This is a genomic window from Streptomyces venetus, from assembly GCF_039540295.1.
Classification (GTDB): Bacteria; Actinomycetota; Actinomycetes; order Streptomycetales; family Streptomycetaceae; genus Streptomyces; species Streptomyces venetus.
In genome coordinates, this window is record NZ_BAABET010000007.1 from 420,925 (window position 1) to 444,263 (window position 23,339).

17 protein-coding genes are annotated in these 23,339 nt (G+C 72.5%); 10 read left to right on the forward strand and 7 right to left on the reverse strand.

The genetic code is table 11. The features are described from left to right. Positions 1 to 6: 6 nt before the first annotated feature. Entirely contained in the window at positions 7 to 2,613 is a 2,607-nt protein-coding gene (locus ABEA82_RS24555; RefSeq protein ID WP_345663781.1) for a sensor histidine kinase, read from the reverse strand. Between the two features lie 191 nt (positions 2,614 to 2,804). Beyond that, entirely contained in the window at positions 2,805 to 3,815 is a 1,011-nt protein-coding gene (locus tag ABEA82_RS24560; RefSeq protein WP_345663782.1) for a substrate-binding domain-containing protein, read from the reverse strand. 412 nt (positions 3,816 to 4,227) lie between these two features. Here ABEA82_RS24560 and ABEA82_RS24565 point away from each other — a divergent pair, with 412 nt between their 5' ends. Both ABEA82_RS24565 and ABEA82_RS24570 read left to right on the forward strand, forming a co-directional pair. Then, the gene (locus ABEA82_RS24565) at positions 4,228 to 4,575 is read left to right on the forward strand and encodes an ArsR/SmtB family transcription factor (protein ID WP_345663783.1); all 348 of its coding nucleotides are present in this window, start codon (positions 4,228 to 4,230) and stop codon (positions 4,573 to 4,575) included. Continuing rightward, positions 4,565 to 7,402, forward strand: a complete 2,838-nt coding sequence (locus ABEA82_RS24570) for an HAD-IC family P-type ATPase (protein WP_345663784.1) — start codon at positions 4,565 to 4,567, stop codon at positions 7,400 to 7,402. Before ABEA82_RS24565 ends, ABEA82_RS24570 begins: the two co-directional genes overlap by 11 nt. Here ABEA82_RS24570 and ABEA82_RS24575 read toward each other — a convergent pair. Then, positions 7,393 to 8,934, reverse strand: a complete 1,542-nt coding sequence (locus tag ABEA82_RS24575; protein ID WP_345663785.1) for an LCP family protein — start codon at positions 8,932 to 8,934, stop codon at positions 7,393 to 7,395. The genes ABEA82_RS24570 and ABEA82_RS24575 overlap by 10 nt on opposite strands. A gap of 77 nt (positions 8,935 to 9,011) precedes the next feature. On the opposite strand from ABEA82_RS24575, the gene tatA reads away from it, so the two are divergent. Beyond that, positions 9,012 to 9,242 (forward strand): Sec-independent protein translocase subunit TatA, encoded by a 231-nt coding sequence (gene tatA, locus ABEA82_RS24580; RefSeq protein WP_345663786.1) that lies wholly within the window; start codon positions 9,012 to 9,014, stop codon positions 9,240 to 9,242. On the opposite strand, the gene ABEA82_RS24585 is transcribed toward tatA, so the two are convergent. From ABEA82_RS24585 to ABEA82_RS24595, 3 genes are all read right to left on the reverse strand, one after another. Continuing rightward, positions 9,199 to 10,455, reverse strand: a complete 1,257-nt coding sequence (locus ABEA82_RS24585) for a cytochrome P450 family protein (RefSeq protein ID WP_345663787.1) — start codon at positions 10,453 to 10,455, stop codon at positions 9,199 to 9,201. The two genes, tatA and ABEA82_RS24585, sit on opposite strands and share 44 nt — an antisense overlap. Positions 10,456 to 10,580: 125 nt before the next feature. Further along, positions 10,581 to 11,039: a DUF6114 domain-containing protein gene (locus tag ABEA82_RS24590; RefSeq protein WP_345663788.1), complete on the reverse strand. Its 459-nt coding sequence runs from the start codon at positions 11,037 to 11,039 to the stop codon at positions 10,581 to 10,583. After that, entirely contained in the window at positions 11,039 to 11,710 is a 672-nt protein-coding gene (locus tag ABEA82_RS24595; protein ID WP_345663789.1) for a DUF6230 family protein, read from the reverse strand. The genes ABEA82_RS24590 and ABEA82_RS24595 overlap by 1 nt, the downstream gene beginning before the upstream one ends. A gap of 648 nt (positions 11,711 to 12,358) precedes the next feature. Between ABEA82_RS24595 and ABEA82_RS24600 the strand changes: the two genes are divergently transcribed. After that, entirely contained in the window at positions 12,359 to 12,994 is a 636-nt protein-coding gene (locus ABEA82_RS24600) for a Tat pathway signal sequence domain protein (RefSeq protein WP_345663790.1), read from the forward strand. Between the two features lie 18 nt (positions 12,995 to 13,012). On the opposite strand, the gene ABEA82_RS24605 is transcribed toward ABEA82_RS24600, so the two are convergent. Then, complete coding sequence (locus ABEA82_RS24605) at positions 13,013 to 13,933, reverse strand: lytic polysaccharide monooxygenase auxiliary activity family 9 protein (RefSeq protein ID WP_345663791.1); 921 nt, start codon at positions 13,931 to 13,933, stop codon at positions 13,013 to 13,015. Between the two features lie 353 nt (positions 13,934 to 14,286). On the opposite strand from ABEA82_RS24605, the gene ABEA82_RS24610 reads away from it, so the two are divergent. From ABEA82_RS24610 to ABEA82_RS24635, 6 genes are all read left to right on the forward strand, one after another. Next, entirely contained in the window at positions 14,287 to 16,089 is a 1,803-nt protein-coding gene (locus ABEA82_RS24610; protein ID WP_345663792.1) for a S8 family peptidase, read from the forward strand. A gap of 279 nt (positions 16,090 to 16,368) precedes the next feature. Then, positions 16,369 to 17,016: a ScbR family autoregulator-binding transcription factor gene (locus ABEA82_RS24615; RefSeq protein WP_003993800.1), complete on the forward strand. Its 648-nt coding sequence runs from the start codon at positions 16,369 to 16,371 to the stop codon at positions 17,014 to 17,016. Between the two features lie 88 nt (positions 17,017 to 17,104). Further along, positions 17,105 to 18,301: a damage-control phosphatase ARMT1 family protein gene (locus tag ABEA82_RS24620; protein ID WP_345663793.1), complete on the forward strand. Its 1,197-nt coding sequence runs from the start codon at positions 17,105 to 17,107 to the stop codon at positions 18,299 to 18,301. 101 nt (positions 18,302 to 18,402) lie between these two features. Continuing rightward, complete coding sequence (cyc2, locus tag ABEA82_RS24625; protein ID WP_345663794.1) at positions 18,403 to 20,601, forward strand: germacradienol/geosmin synthase Cyc2; 2,199 nt, start codon at positions 18,403 to 18,405, stop codon at positions 20,599 to 20,601. Positions 20,602 to 20,716: 115 nt separating this feature from the next. Further along, complete coding sequence (gene phsA, locus ABEA82_RS24630; RefSeq protein ID WP_345663795.1) at positions 20,717 to 22,600, forward strand: O-aminophenol oxidase PhsA; 1,884 nt, start codon at positions 20,717 to 20,719, stop codon at positions 22,598 to 22,600. Between the two features lie 134 nt (positions 22,601 to 22,734). Then, positions 22,735 to 23,298: a PDZ domain-containing protein gene (locus ABEA82_RS24635; protein ID WP_345663796.1), complete on the forward strand. Its 564-nt coding sequence runs from the start codon at positions 22,735 to 22,737 to the stop codon at positions 23,296 to 23,298. The last annotated feature ends 41 nt before the right edge of the window (positions 23,299 to 23,339 follow it).

Sequence of the window (23,339 nt, forward strand, 5' to 3'; positions counted from 1 at the left end):
CCTTCGTCAGCGGTCAGCGGGCGGAGTCGAGGGGACGGAGTCGGCGGCTGCCCGGCGCGGTGCGGCCGGCTCGTCGTCGTACGGCGGCTCGGCGTCGCCGTCACGGGCCCGGAGCGTGCCGCGCTGGAAACCGGCCAGGGAGGAGGCGGCCGCTTCCGCGGTGAACTCGTCGGGGGAGTCGTCCTCGTCGGGTCCGGACTCCTCACGCAGCTCCTCCACCAGGCTGGTCTGCGGGACCCGGCGGGGGAGCGGGGCGAGACCGTCCCGGCGGGGGACGACCTCGCGGGCGGCGGTCGGGGTGGTGGCGGAGGCCGTGCGCGCCACGACGAGGGGGCGGGGCTCGCGGGGCGGTCCGGCGACGCGGTCGGCCTCCTGCGGGGCGTCGCCCCCGCGCGGCGCCTCGCCCCCCGGGGAGGCCGCGGCCCGTCCGGTGTCCGTGTCATCCGGCCCAGTGTCCGTGGCGGCCCGCCCGGTGTCCGTAGCATCCCGCCCGTCCACCGAACCCCGCACGTCCACCGAATCCCGCCCGTCCTGCGCAGTTCCGCCGTCCGTCGCTCCGCCGTCCGTCGCTCCGCCGTCCGTCGCTCCGCCGTCCGTCGCTCCGCCGGCCGTGCCCCTCGGGCCGGCCGTGGCCACCAGACCGTTCACACCGGCGCCCCGCGCCCGGGACGTCCCGCCGCCCGGGGCCTCCCGCACCACGATCTCGTGCGGGATCAGCACGATCGCCGTGGTCCCGCCGTACGGTGACGAGCGCAGGGTCGCCGTGATGCCGTGCCGGTGGGCCAGCTGGGCGATCACGAACATGCCGAGCCGCAGGTCGTCGGCGAGCGCCACCACGTCGAACTGCGGGGGCACCGCCAGCTGTTCGTTGAAGGACGCGTAGTCCTCCTCCGACATGCCGAGGCCGCGGTCCTCGACCTCGACGGCCAGGCCCTTGGCCACCATCTGGGCGCGCACCGTGACGGGGCTCGGGGCGGGGGAGTAGGCGGTCGCGTTGTCGATGAGCTCGGCCAGCAGATGGATGACGTCGGCCACCGCGGGCGGGGCGACGTACACCTCCTCCTCGGTGTGCACCTCCACCCGCTGGTACTCGGCGACCTCGCCGACCGCGCTGCGCAGGATGTCGATCAGTGCGACCGGCTCGGACCAGCTGCGGCCGGGCCGTTCGCCGCTGACGATGACGAGGTTCTCCTCGTAGCGGCGCAACTGGCTGGCCGTGGAGTCCAGTTCGTACAGGCCCTTGAGGATGTCGGGGTCGTTGTGCTGACGCTCCAGCGCGTCCAGTTTGCTGAGCTGGAGGTTGACGAGGTTCTGGCTCTGCCGGGCGATGCCCAGGATGATCTTCTGGAAGCCGCGCCGGGTGTCGGCGAGTTCGACCGCGGTGTGCACGGCGGTGCGCTGGGCGGTGTTGAACGCCCGTGCCACCTGGCCGAGTTCGTCGTGGCCGTAGTCCAGTGTCTTCGCCGCCGTCTCGGGGTCGACCGTCTCGCCCCGCTCCAGCCGCGCCACCACGTCGGGCAGCCGCTCCTGCGCGAGGCTGACGGCGGCCCGGCGCAGGCCGCGCAGCCGCCGGGACAGCGAGCGGGTGATCCGCCAGGACATCCCGACGCACAGCAGCAGCGCGAGCAGCCCGCCCGCGCTCAGCAGGCCCGCCTTGATCAGCAGAGCGTCCGCCTGGTCGGCGCTGCGCTCCAGCAGTCCCGTCGTCTGCTGCTGGATCAGGGCCGCGTAGTGGTCGGACAGCTTGGCCATGGCGGTGTGCCACCGCTGCTGCGCGTCCGGCAGGGCGATCCGGTCCGCTTCGGCGCTGGAGTTGCGGGCCGCCAGCACCTGGTCCTCGACGGCCTGCAACGTCTTCCACTCGGGGCTCGCCAGGATCCGCTCGGTCTGCGCCTTGGCGTCGCCGGTCAGCTGGGGCAGGACCTGGTCCTGGACCAGCCAGCGCCGGGTGTTCACCAGCTCCGCGAACTGCACCCAGGCCTTGTCGTCCAGATGCCCGGTCGGCCAGGCCAGGGTCAGCTGCGCGTCCTCCCGGGAGACCAGCTCCGCCGCGTGCTCCAGCGCGACCAGCGGGCCTGCCTGCGAGGTGAGGTCGCCGTCGTCGACCTGCGAGAGCTCCTGGAAGGCGTGGATCTGGTCGTCGATGATCGAGGAGTACTGGTCGAGCGCCTGCTGGGCGGTGATGTCGGTGGGGTTGTCCACCTGGTCCCGGTAGTACTCCAGGCTGCCCACGGAACCCAGCACCGAGTACAGCCGGTCCGAGACGCGGGAGGGCGCCTTCTCGATCGCGTCCGCCTGTCCGATCAGCTTCGCGACGGCCTTGTCGGTCTCCGCGCGCTGCGCGTCGAGTGCGGCCCGGGAGCCCTTGGGTGAGGCCAGCCAGGCGGCCGAGAGGCTGCGTTCCCGCTGCAGTGCGAGCGTCGCGTCGGTGCCCATGGCACCGGTCGACCGGCTCAGCTCCGTCTGGTCACGCAGCCGAAGCCCCTCCGAGAACATCTGGATCGTCGTCACGCCCCACATGGCGGCGAGGGTGACGCTCGGCACCAGGGCCAGCAGCACCAGGGAGAGGCGTATGGAACCGAGACGGCGCCGGGCACCTGTCCGTCGAGACATCGTCGTCCTAGGGCGATCAGCGGGGAACGAGGAACGGGGAGGCGGAACGGTCGGGGGGTGCGGGGGACGCTCGCGGGGATGAGGGGCTGCCGGGCGCGGCACAGGGGATGCACAGGATGTTATCCGTACAAGTGACCGCACGGACCGGGCCTGACCGAATCTTTGGCGACACCGTCACAGGAAGCGTCCGGTCACCGGGTTCCGGCGGCCGCGAACCGGGCCACAGCGGACACGTTCGACCTGGTCACCAAGGCCGGCCCGGTGAGCACCGGAGCGGTCCCGCCGCCACTGACGTTGCCGTTGGTGCGGTACAGCCACAGGGCGTTCACCGCGAGGTAGCCCTGGAGGTAGGGCTGCTGGTCCACGGCGAACTGCACGTCGCCGCCCTGGACCGCCTTCACCAGGTCCTTGTTGAGGTCGAACGTGGCGACCTTGGCTCTGCTGCCGGCCTGTCTCACGGCCTTGACCGCGCTGAGCGCGTACTGGGCGCCGTTGGTGACGACCTCGTCGATGCTCGTGTCCTGACGCAGCCGGGAGGCGATCGTGGCGCCCACCGCGTCCATGTCGCTGCCGTCCACGTACAGGTTGTCGGTGTCGCCGTGAAAGGTCTTCTTCACGCCGGCGCAGCGGGCCTCCAGCGCCACGTTGCCGCGCTCGTGCACCACACACAGGACGTGCTTGGCCTTCACCTCGTCGAGCTTGTCGCCGACCGCCCGGCCCGCGACGGACTCGTCCTGGCCGAAGTACTCCAGCAGTCCCGACGGCCGCCAGGCGTCGATGCCCGAGTTGAGCCCGACGACGGGGATGCCGGCCGCCTTGGCCTGGGCGATCGGCCCGCGCATCGCCGCCGGCTTGGCCAGGGTCACCGCGATGCCGTCGACCTTGTCGCGGACCGCGCCGCGCACCAGGTCGGCCTGGGCGGCCGGGTCGGAGTCGCCGGCGTAGGTCAGGTCGACGCCGTCCTTGGCGGCCGCCGTCTCGGCGCCCCTGCGCACCAGGTCCCAGAAGGCGTCGCCCTTGCCGCCGTGCGTGACCAGGGCGACCTTCATCCCGCCGCCCGACCCGCCCGCCGCGTCCGCGCCCTCCCCGTCCCGGGCCACGCCGAGGACGGAGCAGCCGGCCACCAGCAGACACACGGCGGACGCCAGAGCGGCGACTCGGAAGAGTCTCGCTGCGGTGTGCGGTGGGGGAGGAGTGTTCATGGGGGGCGGACCTCGCTGTGCGGCCGAGCAAGAGCAGGGTGAGAGCACAGATATGGCCGTGAACGTGCACGACCCGATGACTCTCGCTGGCCCGGAGCCAACCGTGTGTGACCACTGGTCGTCAAGTGAGCAGCCACATGCAGTGAGTTGCCGCCGCCGCATCGTGATGACCGTTCGACCGGTCGAACGACGAGACCCTGCTCGTGGGTTGAGCGCCACCCCCCGTACATCGCGATGCCCTCGTCCCGGATGCCCTCACCTCCGCTTTTCCGTACCGTCCGCGCGGTTCGGACGCCACGTGTGGACCTGGACGATGCCGGGCCGCACCAGGTCGGCTCCGGCCGGGGACCGTCCCTCGAGCGCCCTAGACTGGTGCGGCTCAGGCGACGGGGACGACGGAAGGACGGCGACGGTGGCGGCAGCCGGCAGTGGCTTCGAGGACCCGTCCGCCGACGTGCTCGCCCAGGCGTCCGCGGCCTTCGGGCTGCTGGCCTCGCCCGCCCGGCTGCACATCGTCTGGGCGCTGGCCCAGGGCGAGAGCGACGTCACCGGGCTCGCGGAGCGGGTCGGCGGCGCGCTGCCCGCCGTCAGCCAGCACCTCACCAAACTGAAGCTCGCCGGCCTCGTCCGCTCCCGCCGGGAGGGGCGCCGGCAGGTGTACTACGTCGACGACCCCGACACCGTCGACGTCGTACGGCTCATGGTGGGCCGGCTCGCCGACCGCGCCGCACCGGCGCGCCGCCGCCTCCATGGCCTCTGACGCCGCCGCGGGCACCACGCTCGAGGTGCTGCGGCGACTGGAGTCGGGGCCCCGGGGGCTGACCGACGCCGAGGCCGCGGCCAGGCTCGTCACCTCCGGGGAGAACACCCTGCCGGAACGGCGTACGCCGTCCTGGCCCCGCCGGTGCGTGCGGGCCCTGCGCGACCCTTTCACCGCCGTCCTGCTCTGCCTCGGACTGGTGTCCGCCGCCGTCGCCTCCTGGGGCACCGCCGTGGTGATCCTCGCCCTGGTCGCGGTCAGCTGCGTCCTGCGCGCGAGCGGGGAGCACCGGGCCGACCGGTCCATGGCCGCCCTGCGCGAACTGGTCGCCGGCACCGCCACGGTACTGCGGCGCGACGACGCCCACGAGCCACCACGGGCCCGCGAGGTGCCGGTCGGTGAACTGGTCCCCGGCGACGTCCTGCGCCTCGGCCCCGGAGACCTGATCCCGGCAGACGTACGACTGCTCCGGGCCCAGGGACTGACGGTGCGCCAGGGCGCCCTCACCGGGGAGTCGGCGCCGGTGGGCAAGAGGGTCGTGGAGGTGCCGGGCGGGGCCGGGCCGGGCAACGGGGCGGGGGGCGACGCCCCGAACACACCCTGGCCGGGGGCCGCTTCCGCGGAGGGCGGGTTCGGCGCCGAGCCGGGGGCGTTGTCCGCAGGTGGCGGGCCTGGGGCTGGGTCGGGGGCCACGTCTGCCCGTGGTGGGTTCGGGGCCGGGCGGGATGGTGTGTCCGGTGGTGGCGGGCCCGGGGTCGGGTCGGGGGCCGCGTCTGCCGGTGGTGGGTTCGGGAACGAGCTGGAATTCGCGGCCGCCGGGGGTCGGGCCGGGGGCGTGCCGACGGCATCAGTCGCCGGCGAAGTGCCCGGCGCGGCCGGTGGCACCGCCTTCGACGCTCCCCACCTCTGTTTCCAGGGCAGCGCCGTCGCCTCCGGAACCGCCACGGCGGTCGTGATCGCCACCGGGGACGCGACCCGGTTCGCGGCCGCTCACCGGACGCCGGACACGCCCCGCGAGGGAGGTGCCTTCGACCGGTCCGTGCACGGGATCTCCTGGGTGCTGATCCGGTTCATGCTGCTGACGCCGCCCCTCGTGCTGATGGCGAACGCCGCCCTGCGCGGCCGCGGTCTGGAGACACTGCCCTTCGCCGTCGCGGTCGCGGTCGGGCTGACGCCCGAGATGCTGCCGGTGATCGTCACCACCTGCCTGGCCCGGGGCGCCACCCTCCTCGCCCGGACGCACGGTGTGATCGTCAAACGGCTGCCCGCGCTGCACGACCTGGGCGCGGTCGACGTGCTGTGCGTCGACAAGACCGGCACCCTCACCCAGGACCGGCCCGTCGTCGAAGGGTCCCTCGACCCGGACGGGCGGGACGACCCGGAGGTGCTGCGCTGGGCCGCCGTCGGCGCCTGGTGGACCCTCCAGCTCGCCGAACTGCCCGCGCCGGACGCCCTCGACGAGGCCCTGCTGGAGGCGGCCGGGCCGGTGGGCGAGGAGTACGACGGGGTGGACGCCGTGCCGTTCGACCCGGTACGGCGGATCTCGACGGCGGTGGTGCGAGGCTCCCTCGGTCGGCACACCGTCGTCGTCACGGGTGCCGCCGAGGCCGTGCTGGAGCGCTGTGCGACAGCGCCCGGCGCGCACGACCGGCTCCTGGCGCTCGCCGCCCGGGAGGCGGACGCCGGGCTGCGGGTGCTGGCCGTCGCCACCGCGGACCGCCCGGCCGGCGCGGGTGCCCCGGCCGATGCGCGGGACCTCGCCTTCCAGGGGCTGGTGACCTTCCGGGACGCCCTCGCCCCGACCGCCGCCGAGGCCCTGCGCGTCCTGGCCGACCGCGGCGTCACCGTCAAGGTCCTCACCGGCGACCACCCGGCCACGGCGGCCCGGGCCTGCCGGGAACTGGGCCTGGATCCGGGGGAGGTGCGGACCGCCGCGCACCCCGGGGACGCGGGGGCCGTCGGCGCGGCGACCGTCGTCGCCCGCTGCACCCCCGAGGACAAGGCCCGCGTCGTCGCCGCCCTGCGTGCCGCCGGGCACACGGTCGGCTACCTCGGGGACGGCGTCAACGACGTGGCCGCGCTGCGTGCCGCCGACGTCGGCCTCGCGCCCCGGTCCGCCGTCGGCGTGGCACGCGAGAGCGCCGATGTCGTGCTCGCCGAGAAGGACCTCACGGCGATCGGTCACGCGGTCACGGCCGGCCGGCACGCCAGCGGCAACATCGCCTCGTACCTGCGCGTCACGCTCTCCTCCAACCTCGGCAACGTCGTCGCCATGCTCGCCGCGGGCCTGCTCCTGCCCTTCCTGCCGATGCTCCCGGCCCAGGTGCTCGCGCAGAACCTGTGCTTCGACGCGGCCCAGCTGGCCTACGCCCACGACAGCCCCGGCGCGGCGGCGCTGCGCGGCCCGGCCGTGCTGCGGCCGCGCTCCTTCCTCCGGTTCGTCACCGCTTTCGGACTGCTCAACGCGGTCGCCGACCTCGCCACCTTCGCCGTCCTCGCCCTCGCCCTGAACGGCCCCGACGCCGTGGACGACGAGGCCGTGTTCCACTCCGCCTGGTTCACCGAGAACCTGCTCACCCAGGCGCTGGTGATGCTGCTCCTGCGGACCGGCCGGCGCCGCGAGGGGAGCCGGGTGCCGGGCCCGGTCGGCCTGGCGGCGGCCGGCCTCGCCGCCGTCGGCCTGCTGCTGCCGCCGAGCCCGCTCGGCGGTGCCCTCGGCATGACGGCCCTGCCCGCCGCGTACTACCTCCTGCCGGGGGTCGTCCTCGGCCTGTACGCCCTGGCCCTGACGGCGGCCCGGGCCCGGCTCCGGCGGCGTCAGCCGTAGCTGAGGTTCGAGCAGGGGTTGTCGTCCGCGGACCGGGCCCCGTCGGCGACCTCGGACGGTACGGCGGCCGGAGCCGGGGACGCGGACCCGGACGCCGCCGGGCTGTCCGCGTACGACCGGCCCAGCACGACGCTGATTCCGCTGCCGGTCACCGACCGGAGCCCGGCGCCCGGGAAGGCCGCCGCGACGGTCCGGGCCCGGTCCTCGAGGCCGGGGCCGTACTCGACCACCGTGGTGGCGTGGTCCTGGGCGGACGCCGTCGCCGTGCCCGTGACGGTGAAGCCGTCCGCGGTGAGGGCGGCGGCGGCGCGGGCGGCGAGGCCGGGGACGGTGGTGCCGTTGTAGACGGCGACGTCGATGCCCTCACCCGAGACCGGCGTGGCGGAGGCGGAGGGCGAACCGGTGGCCGAACCGGCTGCTCCGGTCCTCTTACCGCCGGCGTCCTCGCCGTCGATGGTGCGGTCGGCCTTGAGCGCGGCCCACAGGGCGTCGGCGTCCGGCTGCACGATCGCGACCCGGGAGCCCTCGTAACGCCAGGGCAGGGTGACGAACTTCGTGTTGTGCAGGTCGATGTCCTTCAGGGACATCGCGAAGGAGATCAGTTTCTCGGCGGAGCCGAGGCCGGGGTCGACGGTCAGCGACTCGGTGGCGGCGTCCGCCAGCGGCAGCAGCTTCGTGGGGGTGAGGCCCTTGCTCCTCACCTCCTTCAGCAGGCTCGCGACGAACGCCTGCTGGCGCTTGATCCGGCCTATGTCGGAACCGTCGCCGATACCGTGCCGGAGCCGTACGTAGTCCAGCGCCTTCTCGCCCGACACGGTCTGCTCGCCCTTGGGGAACAGCAGCTTGCCCGGCGCGGTGCGATGCGGGTCGAGGTCGTTCTCGTACACGTCCTGCGGGAGGCACACCCGCACGCCGCCCACCACCTCCGTCAGCCGTGCGAAGCCCTTGAAGTCGACGACGACGGTGTGGTCGACGCGCAGCCCGGTGAGCCGCTCCACCGTGTTCTGGGTGCAGGCGGGGTTGCCCTCGGCGGTCTGGCCGACCGAGTACGCCGCGTTGAACATCGTGTCCGGCTGGGTCTTCGTCCAGTTGCCGTCGGGCAGTCTGCACGGCGGGACGGTGACCAGGGTGTCGCGGGGGATGGAGACGGCGAGGGCGTGCCGGTGGTCGGCGTAGACGTGCAGCAGGAACGCGGTGTCGGAGCGGCCGATGTCGTTCTTGTCGCCGCCGCCCAGCGCCTCGTTGCCGCCGGTGCGCGAGTCGGAGCCGATGACCAGGACGTTCACGCCCTTGGAGGAGCCGGCTTCGGGGCGGTCGTCGGACAGGCCGCCGGAGTCGAAGGTGCTGATGTTGCCGTCCAGCTTCAGGTACAGCCAGCCGGCGCCGCCCGCGGCGAGCACGAGCAGGGCCAGGCAGACGGCCGGCCCGACGCGTACGCCGCGGCCGCGCCGGCGCCCGCGCCGCCGCCCCCCGTCCCGTTGGGCGGCCCTGTGCCGCGGCGGTTCCGTCGTCCGACTGCTGGTGACCGTCATCGGCGTCTGCTTGCCTCTCGCCCGAGGGTTGTACAGTTGCGCAATGTAGCAACTATTGAAGAGAGGGAGGGCATGACGTGCTGCGCAACGGACTGGAGCCCTGGCACCTGCTGATCGTGGCGATCGTCGTCATCGTCCTGTTCGGATCGAAGAAACTGCCGGACGCGGCACGATCGCTGGGCCGCTCGATGCGGATCCTCAAGAGCGAGGCGAGGGCACTGAAGGAGGAGGGCGCCGAAGATCCGACGCCCTCCGGGCCGTCCGTCAGCCCGTCAGGACCGGCAGCGACCGATGGCCGTGGGAGATGAACGAGTCCACCGGCCGCAGCTCGTCCGAGGGCACGGCGAGGGTGAGGCCGGGGAAGCGTTCGAACAGGGCCGGCAGGGCCACGCGGGCCTCCAGCCGGCCGAGCGGGGCACCCAGGCAGTGGTGGACGCCGTAGCCGAAGGCCAGATGGTCCTTCGCCGCGCGGGTGACGTCGAACGCGGCGGCGGCCGGGTCGTGCTGCTCCGGGTCGCGCCCGGCGGCGGCGTAGGAGGCGAGGATCGCCTCGCCCTTGCGGATCACCGCGCCGTCCGGGCCGCCCAGTTCACCGAGCGGGAGGTCCTCGACGGCGTACCGCAGCGGCAGGCTGGCCACCGGTGCCTCGGCCCGCAGGGTCTCCTCGATCACGTCGTCCCAGGTGGCCCGGCCGTCGCGGACGTGCGCGAGCTGGGCGGGGTGGGTGAGCAGCGCGTGGACGGCGTTGTCGAGCAGGTTGACCGTCGTCTCGTGGCCGGCGCTGATCACCAGCATCAGTGTGTCGAGCAGTTCCTGCTCGCTCAGCCGGGTGCCGCTCTCCTCCTCGTGGGCCGCGATCAGCGCGGAGGTCAGGTCGTCGCCGGGCGACGACCGTTTCGCGGCGACGAGTTCACCGAGGACGGCGTAGAACCGGGCGTAGATGTCGGTGACTTCGGCGGCGTCGGCCGAGGTGTGGAAGACGCCGTCCACCACGGCCCGCAGTTCGGTCCCCAGCTCCTCCGGCAGACCGAGCAGTTCGCCGATGACCTGGATGGGCAGCGGATAGCAGAACTCCTCCCGCAGATCGACCGCGTGGCCGTCCGCGTCAGCGCCGGCCCCGGCCTTGGCGACCCGGTCGAGCAGCGCCCCGGTGATCTCCTCGATCCGCGGCCGCAACGCGGCGGTGCGGCGGGCGGTGAACGCCTTGGAGACGAGGGTGCGCAGCCGCTTGTGCTCGGTGCCGTAGGCCGTGAACATGCTCTGCACCGCGACCCAGGTGTACAGCGGCCAGTCGGGTGAGACCTCGCCGTCGATCCAGCGCTGCCAGTGCCGGCGCGGGTCCTTCGACACCCGCGGGTCGGTGAGCAGCCGCTTCAGCAGCGGGGTGCTGCTGACCGCCCAGGCCGGGACGCCGTGGGGGAGCTCGACGGGGGTGACGGGTCCGCGCTCGCGGATCCGGGTGGCCTCGCCGTGGATGTCGCGGCCGGTCGGGTCGATCACAATCGGGCGGGTGAACTCCATCGGACTCTCCCTGTCCTGGCGGTCGTTCGCGTGGCGCGCCCGCACGTCGTGGGGGAGAGCGCGCCCCGTCCAGCCAAGTGGCCGCGGCGGGGCGACGCCAGGGGATGGCCGATCACTGGCTTGTTTCAGGCGGTCTGGCTTGCTTCGCGCTCCAGGGGCCGAGCCACCGCCTTCGCGGCCCGCGCCTCCTTCCTGCGCTTGCGCCGGCTGACGCGCGGCTCCTGGTCCGGGAGCCAGCCGAAGGTGAGGCAGCTGCCGACGACGCCCAGCAGCAGACCCACGAAGAAGCCGCCCAGGTTCGAGGTCATCCAGGTGCCCAGGGAGACCAGCACGCCGATGATCGAGTAGAAGAGGCGCTGGGCCGGGCTGAAGAGGATCAGTACGCCGCACAGCAGCATCACGGTCGGCAGCAGGTAGCCGGCCAGCCCCTGCATGCCGACGTGCATGATGACGGCGAGCGACGCCTTCAGGGTGAGCAGCACCTCCGCCCCGCCCAGGGCGAGCAGCAGCCCGCCCCAGAACGGCCGGCCGGCCCGCCACCGGCGGAACGCGGGCCGGAACCCGCCGGGCGAACCGTCGGGCATCAGCACCCCTTCTCGCTGAAGCTCAGCTTCAGCCCGGGCAGCTTGAACACACCTGCCGTCGTGGCGTAGTTGGTCTGCCGCAGGTTCTTGATGCGCACGGTGTCCGACTGCTGGCTGAACACACCGATCGGCCCCTTGCCCAGCGGACCGGCCTTGTTGAGCTTGCTGGCGTCGTTGCCGATCTCGATGTTCTTGAACGCGGCGTCGCCGGACAGCTCCGTCGAGTCGGTCGTCAGGTCGGTGGCCCTGACCTTCTTCGCACCGCCACCCGCCTTGATGAGGAGGTTCGTGCCGCCCAGGTCCACGCTCTGGCACAGCTTGGTGAGCGTGGCGTCCTTGATCACGGACTTGACGACCAGCACCTGGCCACCGGTGTCACCCGCGTTCGGGCTGCCCTCGGCCATCTCCCTCAGGTCGCCGAACTGTGCGAAGCCGGTGCCCTTCAGATCGGTGGCGGTGACCGTGAACGGCATGCCGGAGATGGCGAACTGCACGCCCAGCGCCCCCTCGGCGGTCATGACCGCGAGTCCGGCGGCGACCAGGGTGGCCGGCACCGCCATCACCGCGGCCCGGCGTGCCCGGACCCGTCCCCGTCGCGCGGGGGCATCACTGACGTCCGGCGCGGCGGCGCCGTCCGGTCTTTCGGGGCTGTGCTCGGCGGAGGAGGTCATGTCTGCTCCAGGTGCATGTCGGTGCGGATCGGACTTCGGTGGCACGTTGCCCTGGCGCGGACACCGACCGCGTACGCACGTCTCCCCGCAACTCCCGGCGGTTGCAAGGGCTTGCTCGTTACGCCGCAGTAGCCGACTCGGAAGTTACCGGGGGTTACATGAAGGGTCAAGGGAAGTGTGAACAAAGAGTGTTGAATGTGCGCCGCATGTGAGTCGCCACTCCCGGGGAAGGCTCAGCGCACGCACAACTCCCCTGCGAAGCCTTGACGTTGACTGACGAGTAGGTCTACAACTCTCCTCGTCTCACCGGATCCGTGGCGCCGGATCCGCCGCGCGGCGCCGTCCGCGTGTCCCGGACCGCCCGTCCCGCACGGGAACTCCCGCCGCCCGGTGTCTCCGCACGGGCTTTCTACCGCCCGAGTCCGACCCTCCACGGCCCCGGCACGGTCCCCTCCCTCGGGAGACGTGCCACCAGCCACCCCCCCCCACCCGGCCCGTCCGGAGCCGCGTCCCGTGCGGGCCTCCGGACGGTGACCGGCCTGCCGTTGCCGGCCCGTCACGTACGGAGAAGGCGTGACGGGCCGGCGGCGGCGGACGCGCACCCGCGTCCCCACCCTCCCCCCGCTTCACAGAAAGAGGTACACCCGCATGCGTACGCGCACCCTCCTCACCCTCACCGCCGTCGCCGCCCTGGGTCTCGCCACCCCCGCCTCGGCGGCCGACACCCCGGTCCTGACCGCGGGCGGCGCGGCCGTCGCGGTCGGGGACGTCCTCAACGCGTCCCTGGCGAGCGGCACCGCCGCCACCTTCTACTCCAGCGCCACCGGCGCCAGCGGCATCTCGTGCACCTCGTCGGCGTTCTCCGCCACGGTCACCGGCAACCCGGCCGCCCCCGGCACCGCCACCGAGTCCCTGACCTCGCACACCTTCGACACCAGCGGCTGTACCACCAACGTGGTCGGTGTGCTCGGCGTCAGCGGCATCACCGTCGACAACCTGCCCTACACCACCAGCGTGTCCTCCGACGGCACCGTCTCCGTGACCCCGCCCGCGGGCTCCACCGTCCAGTCCACGGTCAAGCTGCGCACCCTGCTCGGCACCATCAACTGCGTCTACCGGGCGCCCGGCCTGACCGGCAAGGCGGGCAACGCCGACCACAGCATCGCCTTCACCAACCAGCAGTTCACGAAGGTGTCCGGCTCGTCGCTGTGCTTCGCCAACGCCTTCTTCACCGCCAAGTACGCCCCGGTGACCGCGAACGGTGTCGCCGTCGACGTCAACTGAGCGCTGAGCGGCGCCGGTTCAGCGCCGACGCAGCCGTAGCACCAGGGCGGCGCCGCCGGTGAGCACCAGCACCGCGGCGGCGCCGCCCGCCAGCATGGGCGTGGACGGGCCCGAGGAGGGGGTGGAGGAGGAGGCCGCCGGGGTGGCGCCCTCGGCGTTGTCCTCCAGCCCCTTCCGTGTCTCCTTCTTCTCTCCCGCCCCCTTCTCCGCCTCCTCCTTTCCTGCCTTCTCCTCTCCCGCCTCCTTCTTCTCCGCCGTCCCCTTCGCTCCGTCCTTCTTCTCCGCCTCCGTCTTCTCCGCCTCCGGGAACACCACGTCCGAGCACGAGTAGTACGTGTCGGGCGTGCTGCTGTTCTGCCAGACCGTGTACAGCACGTGCCGCCCGGTCCGGTCGGACGGCAGGGTCGCCTCGAAGCGGTACGCGCCGTCCGTCAGCTCCGGGTCCGTCACCTCGGCGAACGGCTTCTCGGGCAGGTCGGACCAGGACAGCGGCCCGGCCGGGTCGTAGCCGGGCTTCGTCAGGTACATCCGGAACGTGCCGGTGTGCGGGATCGTCGAGACGTACCGCATGTTCAGCGTCGCTCCGGGCGTGACCCGGGTCGCCGGCCAGTCCGTGCGGGCGAGGTCGAGGCCCTTGTAGTCCGGCAGCCCTCCGCTGCACAGCTTCCCGTCGGGGACGACCTGCCGGTCCCGGCCGTCGACGTTCGCCACCCGCAGGTTGTCCCACGCCGTGAAGGGCGCGCCGTTCGCGGCGACGGCCGCCCGGCACGCCGCCGAGCCGGCGTCGTCCCCGCCTTCCGGGGAGCAGGCCACCACCCGGCTCAGCGGATCGGTCGGCGCGCCGTGCGCCCGCGCCGGGCCCGCCGTCCACAGCGGCAGCAGCAGCGGGGTGACGAGGGCGGCCGCGAGTGCGGCGCGGTGTGTGGTCGTTCGGCGCATCCGTCTGCGTCTCCTCGGCCGGGGCGGGAGTGGTCGGAAGTGCAGTACGGGAAAACGGCCCGGCGTGTTCACCCCGCCACGACCCGATCGAAAACGGGCCATTCGCACCCAACTGGCCGCCATGCAGGGGGGTTTTCCGGCCGGATCGAGGGTTTCCCCCGTATCCCGGTGACCTTCCCTTTGCCTATCGTTCGAGCGCAGCTGACCCACAGGTAACCCCGAACGGGTCGCTCCCCACACGCCTGGCCGGCCATCGCGTCGCTTGTCGAACCACCCCCCTCCGCTTCGACGACGAAGCGCGTCCACCGCCGCTCCGCGCGCAGCCCGGAGCCCGGTATCGAAAGGCAACGAGCGTGCGTACCTCCCCAGAGCTCAGACGGAAGCTGATATCCGTCGCCGTCGTCTCCGCCGCCCTGCTGACCGCCGCCCCCGCCTCGGTCGCCGTCGCCCAGGAGTCCGCCTCCACCCGGGCCGCCGCGGTTCCGGCCGACCGGACCGAGGCCGCCCCCGGCACCCCCGCCGAGCGGCTCATCGTCGGCTACAAGTCCGGCGCCACCGAGGCCAAGTCGAACAAGGCCGCGGCCGCCGACGCCCAGGCCAAGGCCGAGAAGACCGGCGAGCACGTCGACTTCCAGCGCCGCCTCGGCACCGGCGCCGCCCTCGTCGAGCTGGGCACCGACCCCACCCGGGCGGACGTCGCCGACGTCGTCGCCCAGTACCAGGCCGACCCGCAGGTCGCCTACGTCGTCCCGGACCGCCTCAACAAGCCGACGGCCGTCACCCCCAACGACACCGAGTACTCCAAGCAGTGGGACCTGTTCGAGTCCACCGCCGGCATGAACGTCCCGGCCGCCTGGGACACCACCACCGGCACCGGCGTCACCGTCGCCGTCATCGACACCGGCTACGTCACCCACTCCGACCTGGCCGCGAACATCGTCGCCGGTTACGACTTCATCTCCGACACCGCCGTCTCCGTCGACGGCAACGGCCGTGACAGCAACCCGGCCGACCCGGGCGACTGGTACAACGACAACGAGTGCGGCCAGGGCATCGCCGCCTCCGGCTCCTCCTGGCACGGCACCCACGTGGCCGGAACCATCGCCGCCGCCACCAACAACGGCAAGGGTGTCGCCGGTATCGCCCACGGCGCGAAGATCTCGCCGGTCCGCGTCCTCGGCAAGTGCGGTGGCTACGACTCCGACATCATCGACGCCATCACCTGGGCGTCCGGCGGCACCGTCTCCGGCGTGCCGGCCAACACCAACGTCGCCAAGGTCATCAACATGAGCCTCGGCGGGGGCGGCGCCTGCTCCAGCGCCACCCAGAGCGCCATCACCGGCGCCGTGAACCGCGGCACCACGGTCGTCGTCGCGGCCGGCAACGAGAACCAGAACGTCTCCAACGCCTCCCCGGCGAACTGCAACAACGTCATCGCGGTCGCCGCGACCAACCGCGCCGGCAGCCGTGCCTCGTACTCCAACTACGGCTCGCTCGTCGACATCGCCGCCCCCGGCGGTGAGACCCGCACCGGCACCGCCAACGGCATCCTGTCCACGCTGAACTCCGGCACCAAGACGCCGTCGAGCGAGAACTACGCCTACTACCAGGGCACCAGCATGGCCACCCCGCACGTCGCGGGCCTCGCCGCGCTGGTGAAGTCGGCGAACTCCGCCCTCACCCCGGCGCAGATCGAGTCGGCCATCAAGACCAACGCGCGTGCCCTGCCCGGCACCTGCTCCGGCGGCTGCGGCGCCGGCCTCGCGGACGCCGCCAAGACGGTCCAGGCCGTCAAGGGCGGTACGTCCACCGGCACGACCTTCTCCAGCACCACGGCCGTGGCCATCCCGGACAACGGCGCGGCCGTCGAGTCGCCGATCAGCGTCACCGGCCGCAGCGGCAACGCCCCGTCGGCCCTCCAGGTCGGCGTCGACATCACCCACACCTACCGCGGCGACGTCGTCATCGACCTCGTCGCGCCGGACGGTTCGGCGTACCGTCTGAAGTCCGCCGCCTCGGACTCCGCCGACGACGTGAAGACCACGTACACGGTGAACGCGTCGAGCGAGAGCGCGAACGGCACCTGGAAGCTGCGCGTCCAGGACACCGCGGCGCAGGACACGGGCACGCTGAACAGCTGGAAGCTGACCTTCTGATCCCGGCACGGGAACGCTGAACGGATCCAGCCACGAGCGGGCGGGCCGGCAGGTGCGGATGGGCACCTGCCGGCCCGTCTTTACGTCTGGCCGCACAACCCCCACAGTTAGATACCGAACGCGCTGTTTTCTTTCACCGGTTGCGCTTGTTTTGCCGGATGTGCCCCCGCACTCCGGCACACTGGTGTGATGAGCGCCGTCCCAGGGTGAGTTATCGTGTACACGGGGTAAAAACAAACGGCATGACCCGTTCATTTCCGTCCCGGGAGAGTTCAGTCGATGGTGAGGCAGTTGCGAGCCGAGCAGACCCGCTCGACGATCATCACGGCCGCCGCTGACCTGTTCGACCGTCGCGGCTACGAATCGACCAGTCTCAGCGACATCGTGGAGCACGCGTCGGTCACCAAGGGTGCCCTGTACTTCCACTTCGCCGCGAAGGAGGATCTCGCGCACGCGATCCTCGAAATCCAGTCGCGCACCGCCCGCCGGCTGGCGACGGAGACCGACAGCCGCGGCCACACCTCCCTGGAGGCGCTGATGCGCCTCACGTTCGGCATCACCCGTATGTCCGTCGAGGACCCGGTCCTGCGGGCCGGTCTGCGGCTCGCCACCGGGGGGATCCGGCCCCGCCCGCCGCTCAGCCACCCGTTCACGGAGTGGCTGGACATCGTCACGGCCCGGCTCGTCGCCGCGGTCAAGGAGGCCGACGTCCACCCGGACATCGACATCGACGTGGTGGCCCACTCCCTGGTCTGTTTCTTCGTCGGCACCCGGGTCGTCGGGCGCTCCCGCGAGCCCGTCGCCCGCCAGCCGCGCCGGACGGCCGAGATGTGGAACATACTGATCCGGGGCCTGGTCCCGGTGACCCGCCGTGCCCGCTACCTGAGCCTCGCGGCCCGCCTGGAACGCGAACTCGCGCCGGTCTGAACGGAACCCGCGGCGGTCCGAACGGGAACGCGCGCCGCTCCGAAGGGGCAGGCCGGGGACAAGGAACCCGCGCGCTACCGTGAGCCGCATGCCCGACACCGCATCCGCACCCGTCCTCCTCGGCAACCAGCCGGGCTCCTTCCCCCACAGCGTGCTGGCCGAGCGGCACCCCGCGATCATCCGGCAGGTGCGTGAGGCCTTCCCGTACGAACCCGGACAGCACCGCGCACTCGACGAACTGCTGGCGAACTGCACCAAGGGCGAGATCGAACCGCTCCCCGCCGACGCGCACGACCGCGACCTCTGGGAGACCTGGGGACTGCGCGAGTACGCCGGCCGGTCCTGGTTCGACGTGCCATGGCTTTGGTCCGAGAGCTGGTTCTACCGCCGACTGCTCCAGGCGGTCGGCTACTTCGGCCCCGGCCCCTGGCAGGGCATCGACCCCTTCCGCCCCTCCAAACTCGCCGAGCTCGACTCCCACGAGACCGACGAGGAACTGGCCGCACTGGACGACCTCGCCCACCGGCCCGCCGGTGAACAGGCACAGGCCCTCCTGCACGGCTCCCTCTGGGGCAACCGCGCCGACCTCGGCTTCCGGCTCTCCGCCGAAGGCGCACAGGCCGCCGACGCAGCGCCGGGCCTGGTCGCCGACGACAGCGAGACGCTCTGGTCGCTCCTCGACGCCGAAGGCCCGGACAGCGGCAACCGGACTCTGTGCCTGGTCGCCGACAACGCGGGCCGCGAACTCGTCCCCGATCTGCTCCTCATCGCCCACCTCCTGGCCGCCGGCCGCATCGGACGGGCGGTCCTGCACGTCAAGCCGTACCCCTACTACGTCTCCGACGCCACCACCGCCGACGTCGTCGACGCACTGCGCCGCCTCACCGGTGCCGGGGGAGCGGCCGCCGCGTACGGACGCCGGCTGTGGTCCGCCCTGGGCGACGGCCGTCTCGTCCTGCGAGCCCACCCCTTCTCCAGCGCCCCGCTGCCGTACCAGGAGATGCCCGGGGACCTGCGCGCCGAGTTCGCCTCGGCCACGCTGACGATCGTCAAGGGCGACCTCAACTACCGCCGCCTCGTGGGCGACCGGCTGTGGGCCCCGACGACCCCCTTCCCGGACGTCACGGCCTACTTCCCCGGCCCGGTCGCCGCCCTGCGCACCCTGAAGTCCGACGTGATCACCGGCCTCGACAGCCGTACGGAATCCGAGCTGGTCGCCGCGGAGGACCAGCGCTGGCGCACCAGCGGCACCCACGCGCTGATCCAGGTGAGGGTCCCCGGGTAGCGGGCACGGGCGCCGCCGAGGCCAGGTGGTGATTCACGCGATGGTGTGACCATGTCCCACCCCGCGGATGCGGCCACGGGGCGCCGGGTAGGGCCCCGGCCATGACGCAGCCGTTCGAACTCCCGCATTTCTACCTGCCGCACCCCGCGCGCCTGAACCCCCATGTCGACGAGGCCCGGGCCCACTCGACGCACTGGGCGCGCGAGATGGGCATGCTGGAGGGGTCCGGCGTCTGGGAGCAGGCCGACCTGCACGCACACGACTACGGCCTGCTGTGCGCCTACACCCACCCCGACTGCGACGCCCCCGCCCTCTCCCTCATCACCGACTGGTACGTGTGGGTCTTCTTCTTCGACGACCACTTCCTGGAGAGGTACAAGCGGAGCCAGGACCGCGTCGCCGGCAAGGCCCACCTGGACCGGCTGCCCCTGTTCATGCCGCTGGACCTCTCGACTCCCGTACCGGAACCGGAGAACCCGGTGGAGGCGGGCCTCGCCGACCTGTGGGCGCGTACGGTGCCGAAGATGTCCCAGGACTGGCGCCGCCGCTTCGCCGTGGCGACCGAGCACCTGCTCGACGAGTCCATGTGGGAGCTGTCCAACATCAACGAGGGGCGGATCGCCAACCCCGTCGAGTACATCGAGATGCGCCGCAAGGTGGGCGGCGCACCCTGGTCGGCCGGGCTCGTGGAGTACGCGACCGCCGAAGTGCCCGAGTCCGTCGCGGGGTCCAGGCCGCTGCGGGTGCTGATGGAGACGTTCTCCGACGCCGTGCACCTGCGCAACGACCTGTTCTCCTACCAGCGGGAGGTGGAGGAGGAGGGTGAGAACAGCAACGGCGTGCTCGTCCTGGAGACCTTCTTCGGCTGCACCACGCAGGAGGCCGCCGACACCGTCAACGACGTCCTGACCTCCCGCCTCCACCAGTTCGAGCACACGGCGTTCACCGAAGTGCCCGCGGTGGCCCTGGAGAAGGGCCTCACCCCGGACGAGATCGTGGCCGTGGCGGCGTACACCAAGGGACTCCAGGACTGGCAGTCCGGCGGCCACGAGTGGCATCTGCGCTCCAGCCGCTACATGAACGACAACGCCGTGCGCGGCGGCGGCCCATGGCCGGGGTTCACCGGCATCGGCACCTCCGCGGCCGACGTCCGCGCCCTGCTCGCCACGGCCGGAGCCATGGGGGCACCTCCCACGCCTTCCGGGCAGTGGGGGAGGCTGCGCTCCTACACGCACGTGCCGTACCAGAAGGTCGGCCCCGCCCAAATCCCCGAGATCCGCATGCCGTTCCCGCTGGAGCTCAGCCCGCACCTGGACGACGCCCGCCGGAGTCTGCGCGACTGGGCGGAGCGCATGGGCATCCTCGCCGAGGGCGTCTGGGACGAGGACAAACTCAGGGCCTGCGACCTCGCGCTCTGCTCGGCGGGCCTCGACCCGGACGCCACGCCCGAGGCACTCGGCCTCAGCGCACAGTGGCTCGCCTGGGGCACCTACGGCGACGACTACTACCCGCTGGTCCACGGCCGCCGCCGCGACCTGGCCGCCGCCCGGCTGACCACGGCACGCCTCTCCGCCTGCATGCCGCTCGCCGGTGAGGAGCCGCCGGCCCCGGCCGGCGCCCTGGAGCGCGGCCTGGTCGACCTGTGGCTGCGCACCACCGCGGGGATGACGCCCGAGCAGCGGCGCCCCCTGAAGGACGCGGTCGACGCCATGACCGAGAGCTGGGTGTGGGAGCTGTCCAACCAGCTCCAGAACCGCGTCCCCGACCCGGTCGACTACCTGGAGATGCGCCGCGCGACCTTCGGCTCCGACCTCACCCTGAGCCTGGCCAGGATGGGCCACGGCCCGGCCGTCCCGCCCGAGATCTACCGCAGCGGCCCGGTCCGCTCGCTGGAGAACGCCGCGATCGACTTCGTCTGCCTGCTCAACGACGTCTTCTCGTACCAGAAGGAGATCGAGTACGAGGGCGAGATCCACAACGCGATCCTCGTCGTGCAGTCGTTCTTCGGCTGCGACTACCCGGCCGCCCTCGTCGTCGTCCACGATCTGATGAGTCAGCGCATGCGCCAGTTCGAGCATGTCGTGGAACACGAACTGCCCGTTCTCTACAATGACTTCCAGCTCACGAACGAGGGGCGCGCCGTCATGGGGGAGTACGTGACGGAGCTGCGGAACTGGCTGGCGAGCATCCTGAACTGGCATCAGAACGTCGACCGCTACAAGGACGCATGGCTGTCCGGGCGCGCCCACGGCTTCCTCCCGGACCGGCCGCCCGCCGTGCCCGTGCCCGCTCTCGGCTGAGAGGGCGTTTTCCAGTCAGATCGCTCCGGAACGGGACATCGAGGAACCCCCGGCGGTGCTCCGGGGGTCTTCCTGAGTGAGGGGAACAGACAAGCACCAACACGGGGGTTTCACCTTGACCGACATCATCGACAAGCCTGCCGACGTCACCGGGGAGACGGGGCAGCCCCAGGCACCCGCACCGGCCGACCTCACGCCGTACGTCGCGCCGCTGCCCGTCCCGCCCGTCCTGCGTCCCGCCTCCGGCGACGTCCTGCGCGAGACCGAGATCGCCCTGCGCCCGACCTGGGTGCGCCTGCACCCGCAGCTCCCGCCGACCCTGATGTGGGGCTACGACGGGCAGGTGCCGGGCCCGACCATCGAGGTCCGGCGCGGGCAGCGCGTCCGCATCGCCTGGACCAACCGCATCCCCGAGGACAGCGAGTACCCGGTGACCTCCGTCGAGGTGAAGCTGCGCCGGGACGGCCGCCCGCAGGCCAGCACCGAACCGGGACGCGAGGGCGTCGAGCCGAACAAGGACGTCGCGGCCCTGCCCGCCTGGTCCGTGACCCACCTGCACGGCGCCCAGACGGGCGGCGGCAACGACGGCTGGGCCGACAACGCGGTCGCCTTCGGCGACGCCCAGCTCTCCGAGTACCCGAACGACCACCAGGCCGTGCAGTGGTGGTACCACGACCACGCCATGAACATCACCCGGTGGAACGTGATGGCGGGCCTGTACGGCACCTACCTCGTCCGTGACGACGAGGAGGACGCCCTCGGTCTCCCGGGCGGGGAGCGGGAGATCCCGCTGCTGCTCGCCGACCGCAACCTCGACACCGACGAGGACGGCCGTCTGAACGGCCGGCTGCTGCACAAGACGGTCATCGTCCAGGACAAGAACCCGGAGACGGGCAAGCCGGTCTCCATCCCGTTCACCGGCCCGTACACCACGGTCAACGGCCGTATCTGGCCGTACGCCGGCGTCGACGCGGCCTGCTACCGGTTCCGGCTGGTCAACGCCTCCAACGCGCGCATCTACGACCTCGTCCTCGTCGACGAGGAGAACAACCCGGTCCCCGGTGTCCTCCACCAGATCGGCAGCGACGGCGGACTGCTGCCGCGCCCCGTCCCGGTCGACTTCGGCGAGACCCTGCCGGCGCTGACCGCCGCGCCGGCCGAGCGGTTCGACCTGCTGGCCGACTTCCGGGGGTTCGAGGGCCGGACGCTGCGCCTGGTCAACAAGGGCCGCAACCAGCCGCCCGGCGTGCCGGATCCGGCCGGTGACGTGCCGTACCCGGCCGTCATGGAGTTCAGGGTCAGTGAGACCTGCGAGCCGGACACCTTCGAGCTGCCCACAGTGCTCTCCGGCTCCTTCCGCCGCCTCACCCACGACATCGGGCACGGCCACCGCCTGGTCGTCCTCACCCCGCCCGCCACCAAGGGCGCCGGCGGCCACCCCGAGATCTGGGAGATGGCGGAGGTCGAGCTCCCGGGCGACATCCAGGTCCCCACGGACGGCGTCATCCAGGTCACCGGGCCGGACGGCAGGACCCGGACGTACCGGCGTACGGCACGGACGTTCAACGACGCCCTCGGCTACACCGTCGCCGAAGGCAGCCACGAGCAGTGGAGCTTCCTCAACCTCGCGCCGATCGTCCACCCCATGCACATCCACCTGGCCGACTTCCAGCTGATGGGCCGGGACGCGTACGACGTGTCGGGCTTCGACCCGGCGGTGGGCGGCACGCGCACGCCGATCCGCCACGACGCGGGCACGTCCGTCCCGCTCGCCCCCAACGAGCGTGGCTGGAAGGACGTCTTCCGGGTGCCCGGGAACCAGATGCTGCGCGTCATGGGGAAGTTCGACGGCGCGCACGGCCGGTTCATGTACCACTGCCATCTGCTGGAGCACGAGGACATGGGCATGATGCGGCCCTTCGTCGTGATGCCGTCCCAGGTGCTGAAGTTCGACCACGGCGGTGCCCACGGCGGCCACGGGGAAGGCCACACGGGCTGAACGCGCCAGGCCCCCCACCGGCACCGTTCAGTCTCACTCGTTCGTGGCTCGTGGTGCGCCGATGTGCCGGGTAGAGCACCTGCCGTGATCGTTCCGCATCCGCCGGAGACGATCCGCGCATCCGGAGGGGAGCCATGGAACAGACCGCGTTGCGACCCAAACCCATGCCGGGTCAGGAGCCCGGCGGGGCTGCGCCTCCCACCGGGGCCGCCCCGCCGGCCCGGCCGCGCCCGCACGCCGCCCGGCGGCGCGGCCGGCGGCTCCTCAACGTGCTGTTCGCCGCGTTCGCCGGCGCGGTCCTGGTCCTGTCCGGGGTCGGTCTGGGGGCCATGGGCGCCACGGTGATCGGCGAGGACGGAATCCTCGACCCGAGGGAGCGGCACCTGCCGTGGCTCTCCGGCCCCTCGCCGTCCCCCACCGTGCCGTCGCCCGCCGCCGTGACGCTCGGCGTACAGGTCATGGACGCCGGGAGGCCGGGAGCCCGGGTCGTCGGGATCCATGTCCCCGGCCCCGGGCACGCGGCGGGCCTGGTGCGCGGCGACGTCCTCCTCGCCTTCGGCACGACCCGCATCGACACGGCCGCCGACCTGGCCCGGGCCGTCGCCCGCGCCCGCCCCGGCTCTGAGGTCAGGCTGACGGTCCGGCACCGCGGCGGCGGCTATCAGCAGCTGACGGTCGTCCCGGCCGTCAGCACCTGAGCGCCCGCCCACGGCTCGTCGGCCGCGCCGCCACGAGGCCG

Coding starts and splice junctions, on each gene's coding strand:
- cyc2 (WP_345663794.1), top strand. CDS start 18,403: ATGACGCAGCCGTTCGAACTCCCGCATTTCTACCTGCCGCACCCCGCG.
- ABEA82_RS24635 (WP_345663796.1), top strand. CDS start 22,735: ATGGAACAGACCGCGTTGCGACCCAAACCCATGCCGGGTCAGGAGCCC.
- ABEA82_RS24600 (WP_345663790.1), top strand. CDS start 12,359: ATGCGTACGCGCACCCTCCTCACCCTCACCGCCGTCGCCGCCCTGGGT.
- ABEA82_RS24590 (WP_345663788.1), bottom strand. CDS start 11,039: ATGCCCGACGGTTCGCCCGGCGGGTTCCGGCCCGCGTTCCGCCGGTGG.
- ABEA82_RS24560 (WP_345663782.1), bottom strand. CDS start 3,815: ATGAACACTCCTCCCCCACCGCACACCGCAGCGAGACTCTTCCGAGTC.
- ABEA82_RS24595 (WP_345663789.1), bottom strand. CDS start 11,710: ATGACCTCCTCCGCCGAGCACAGCCCCGAAAGACCGGACGGCGCCGCC.
- ABEA82_RS24615 (WP_003993800.1), top strand. CDS start 16,369: ATGGTGAGGCAGTTGCGAGCCGAGCAGACCCGCTCGACGATCATCACG.
- ABEA82_RS24605 (WP_345663791.1), bottom strand. CDS start 13,933: ATGCGCCGAACGACCACACACCGCGCCGCACTCGCGGCCGCCCTCGTC.
- ABEA82_RS24585 (WP_345663787.1), bottom strand. CDS start 10,455: ATGGAGTTCACCCGCCCGATTGTGATCGACCCGACCGGCCGCGACATC.
- ABEA82_RS24570 (WP_345663784.1), top strand. CDS start 4,565: ATGGCCTCTGACGCCGCCGCGGGCACCACGCTCGAGGTGCTGCGGCGA.
- ABEA82_RS24555 (WP_345663781.1), bottom strand. CDS start 2,613: ATGTCTCGACGGACAGGTGCCCGGCGCCGTCTCGGTTCCATACGCCTC.
- ABEA82_RS24620 (WP_345663793.1), top strand. CDS start 17,105: ATGCCCGACACCGCATCCGCACCCGTCCTCCTCGGCAACCAGCCGGGC.
- ABEA82_RS24575 (WP_345663785.1), bottom strand. CDS start 8,934: ATGACGGTCACCAGCAGTCGGACGACGGAACCGCCGCGGCACAGGGCC.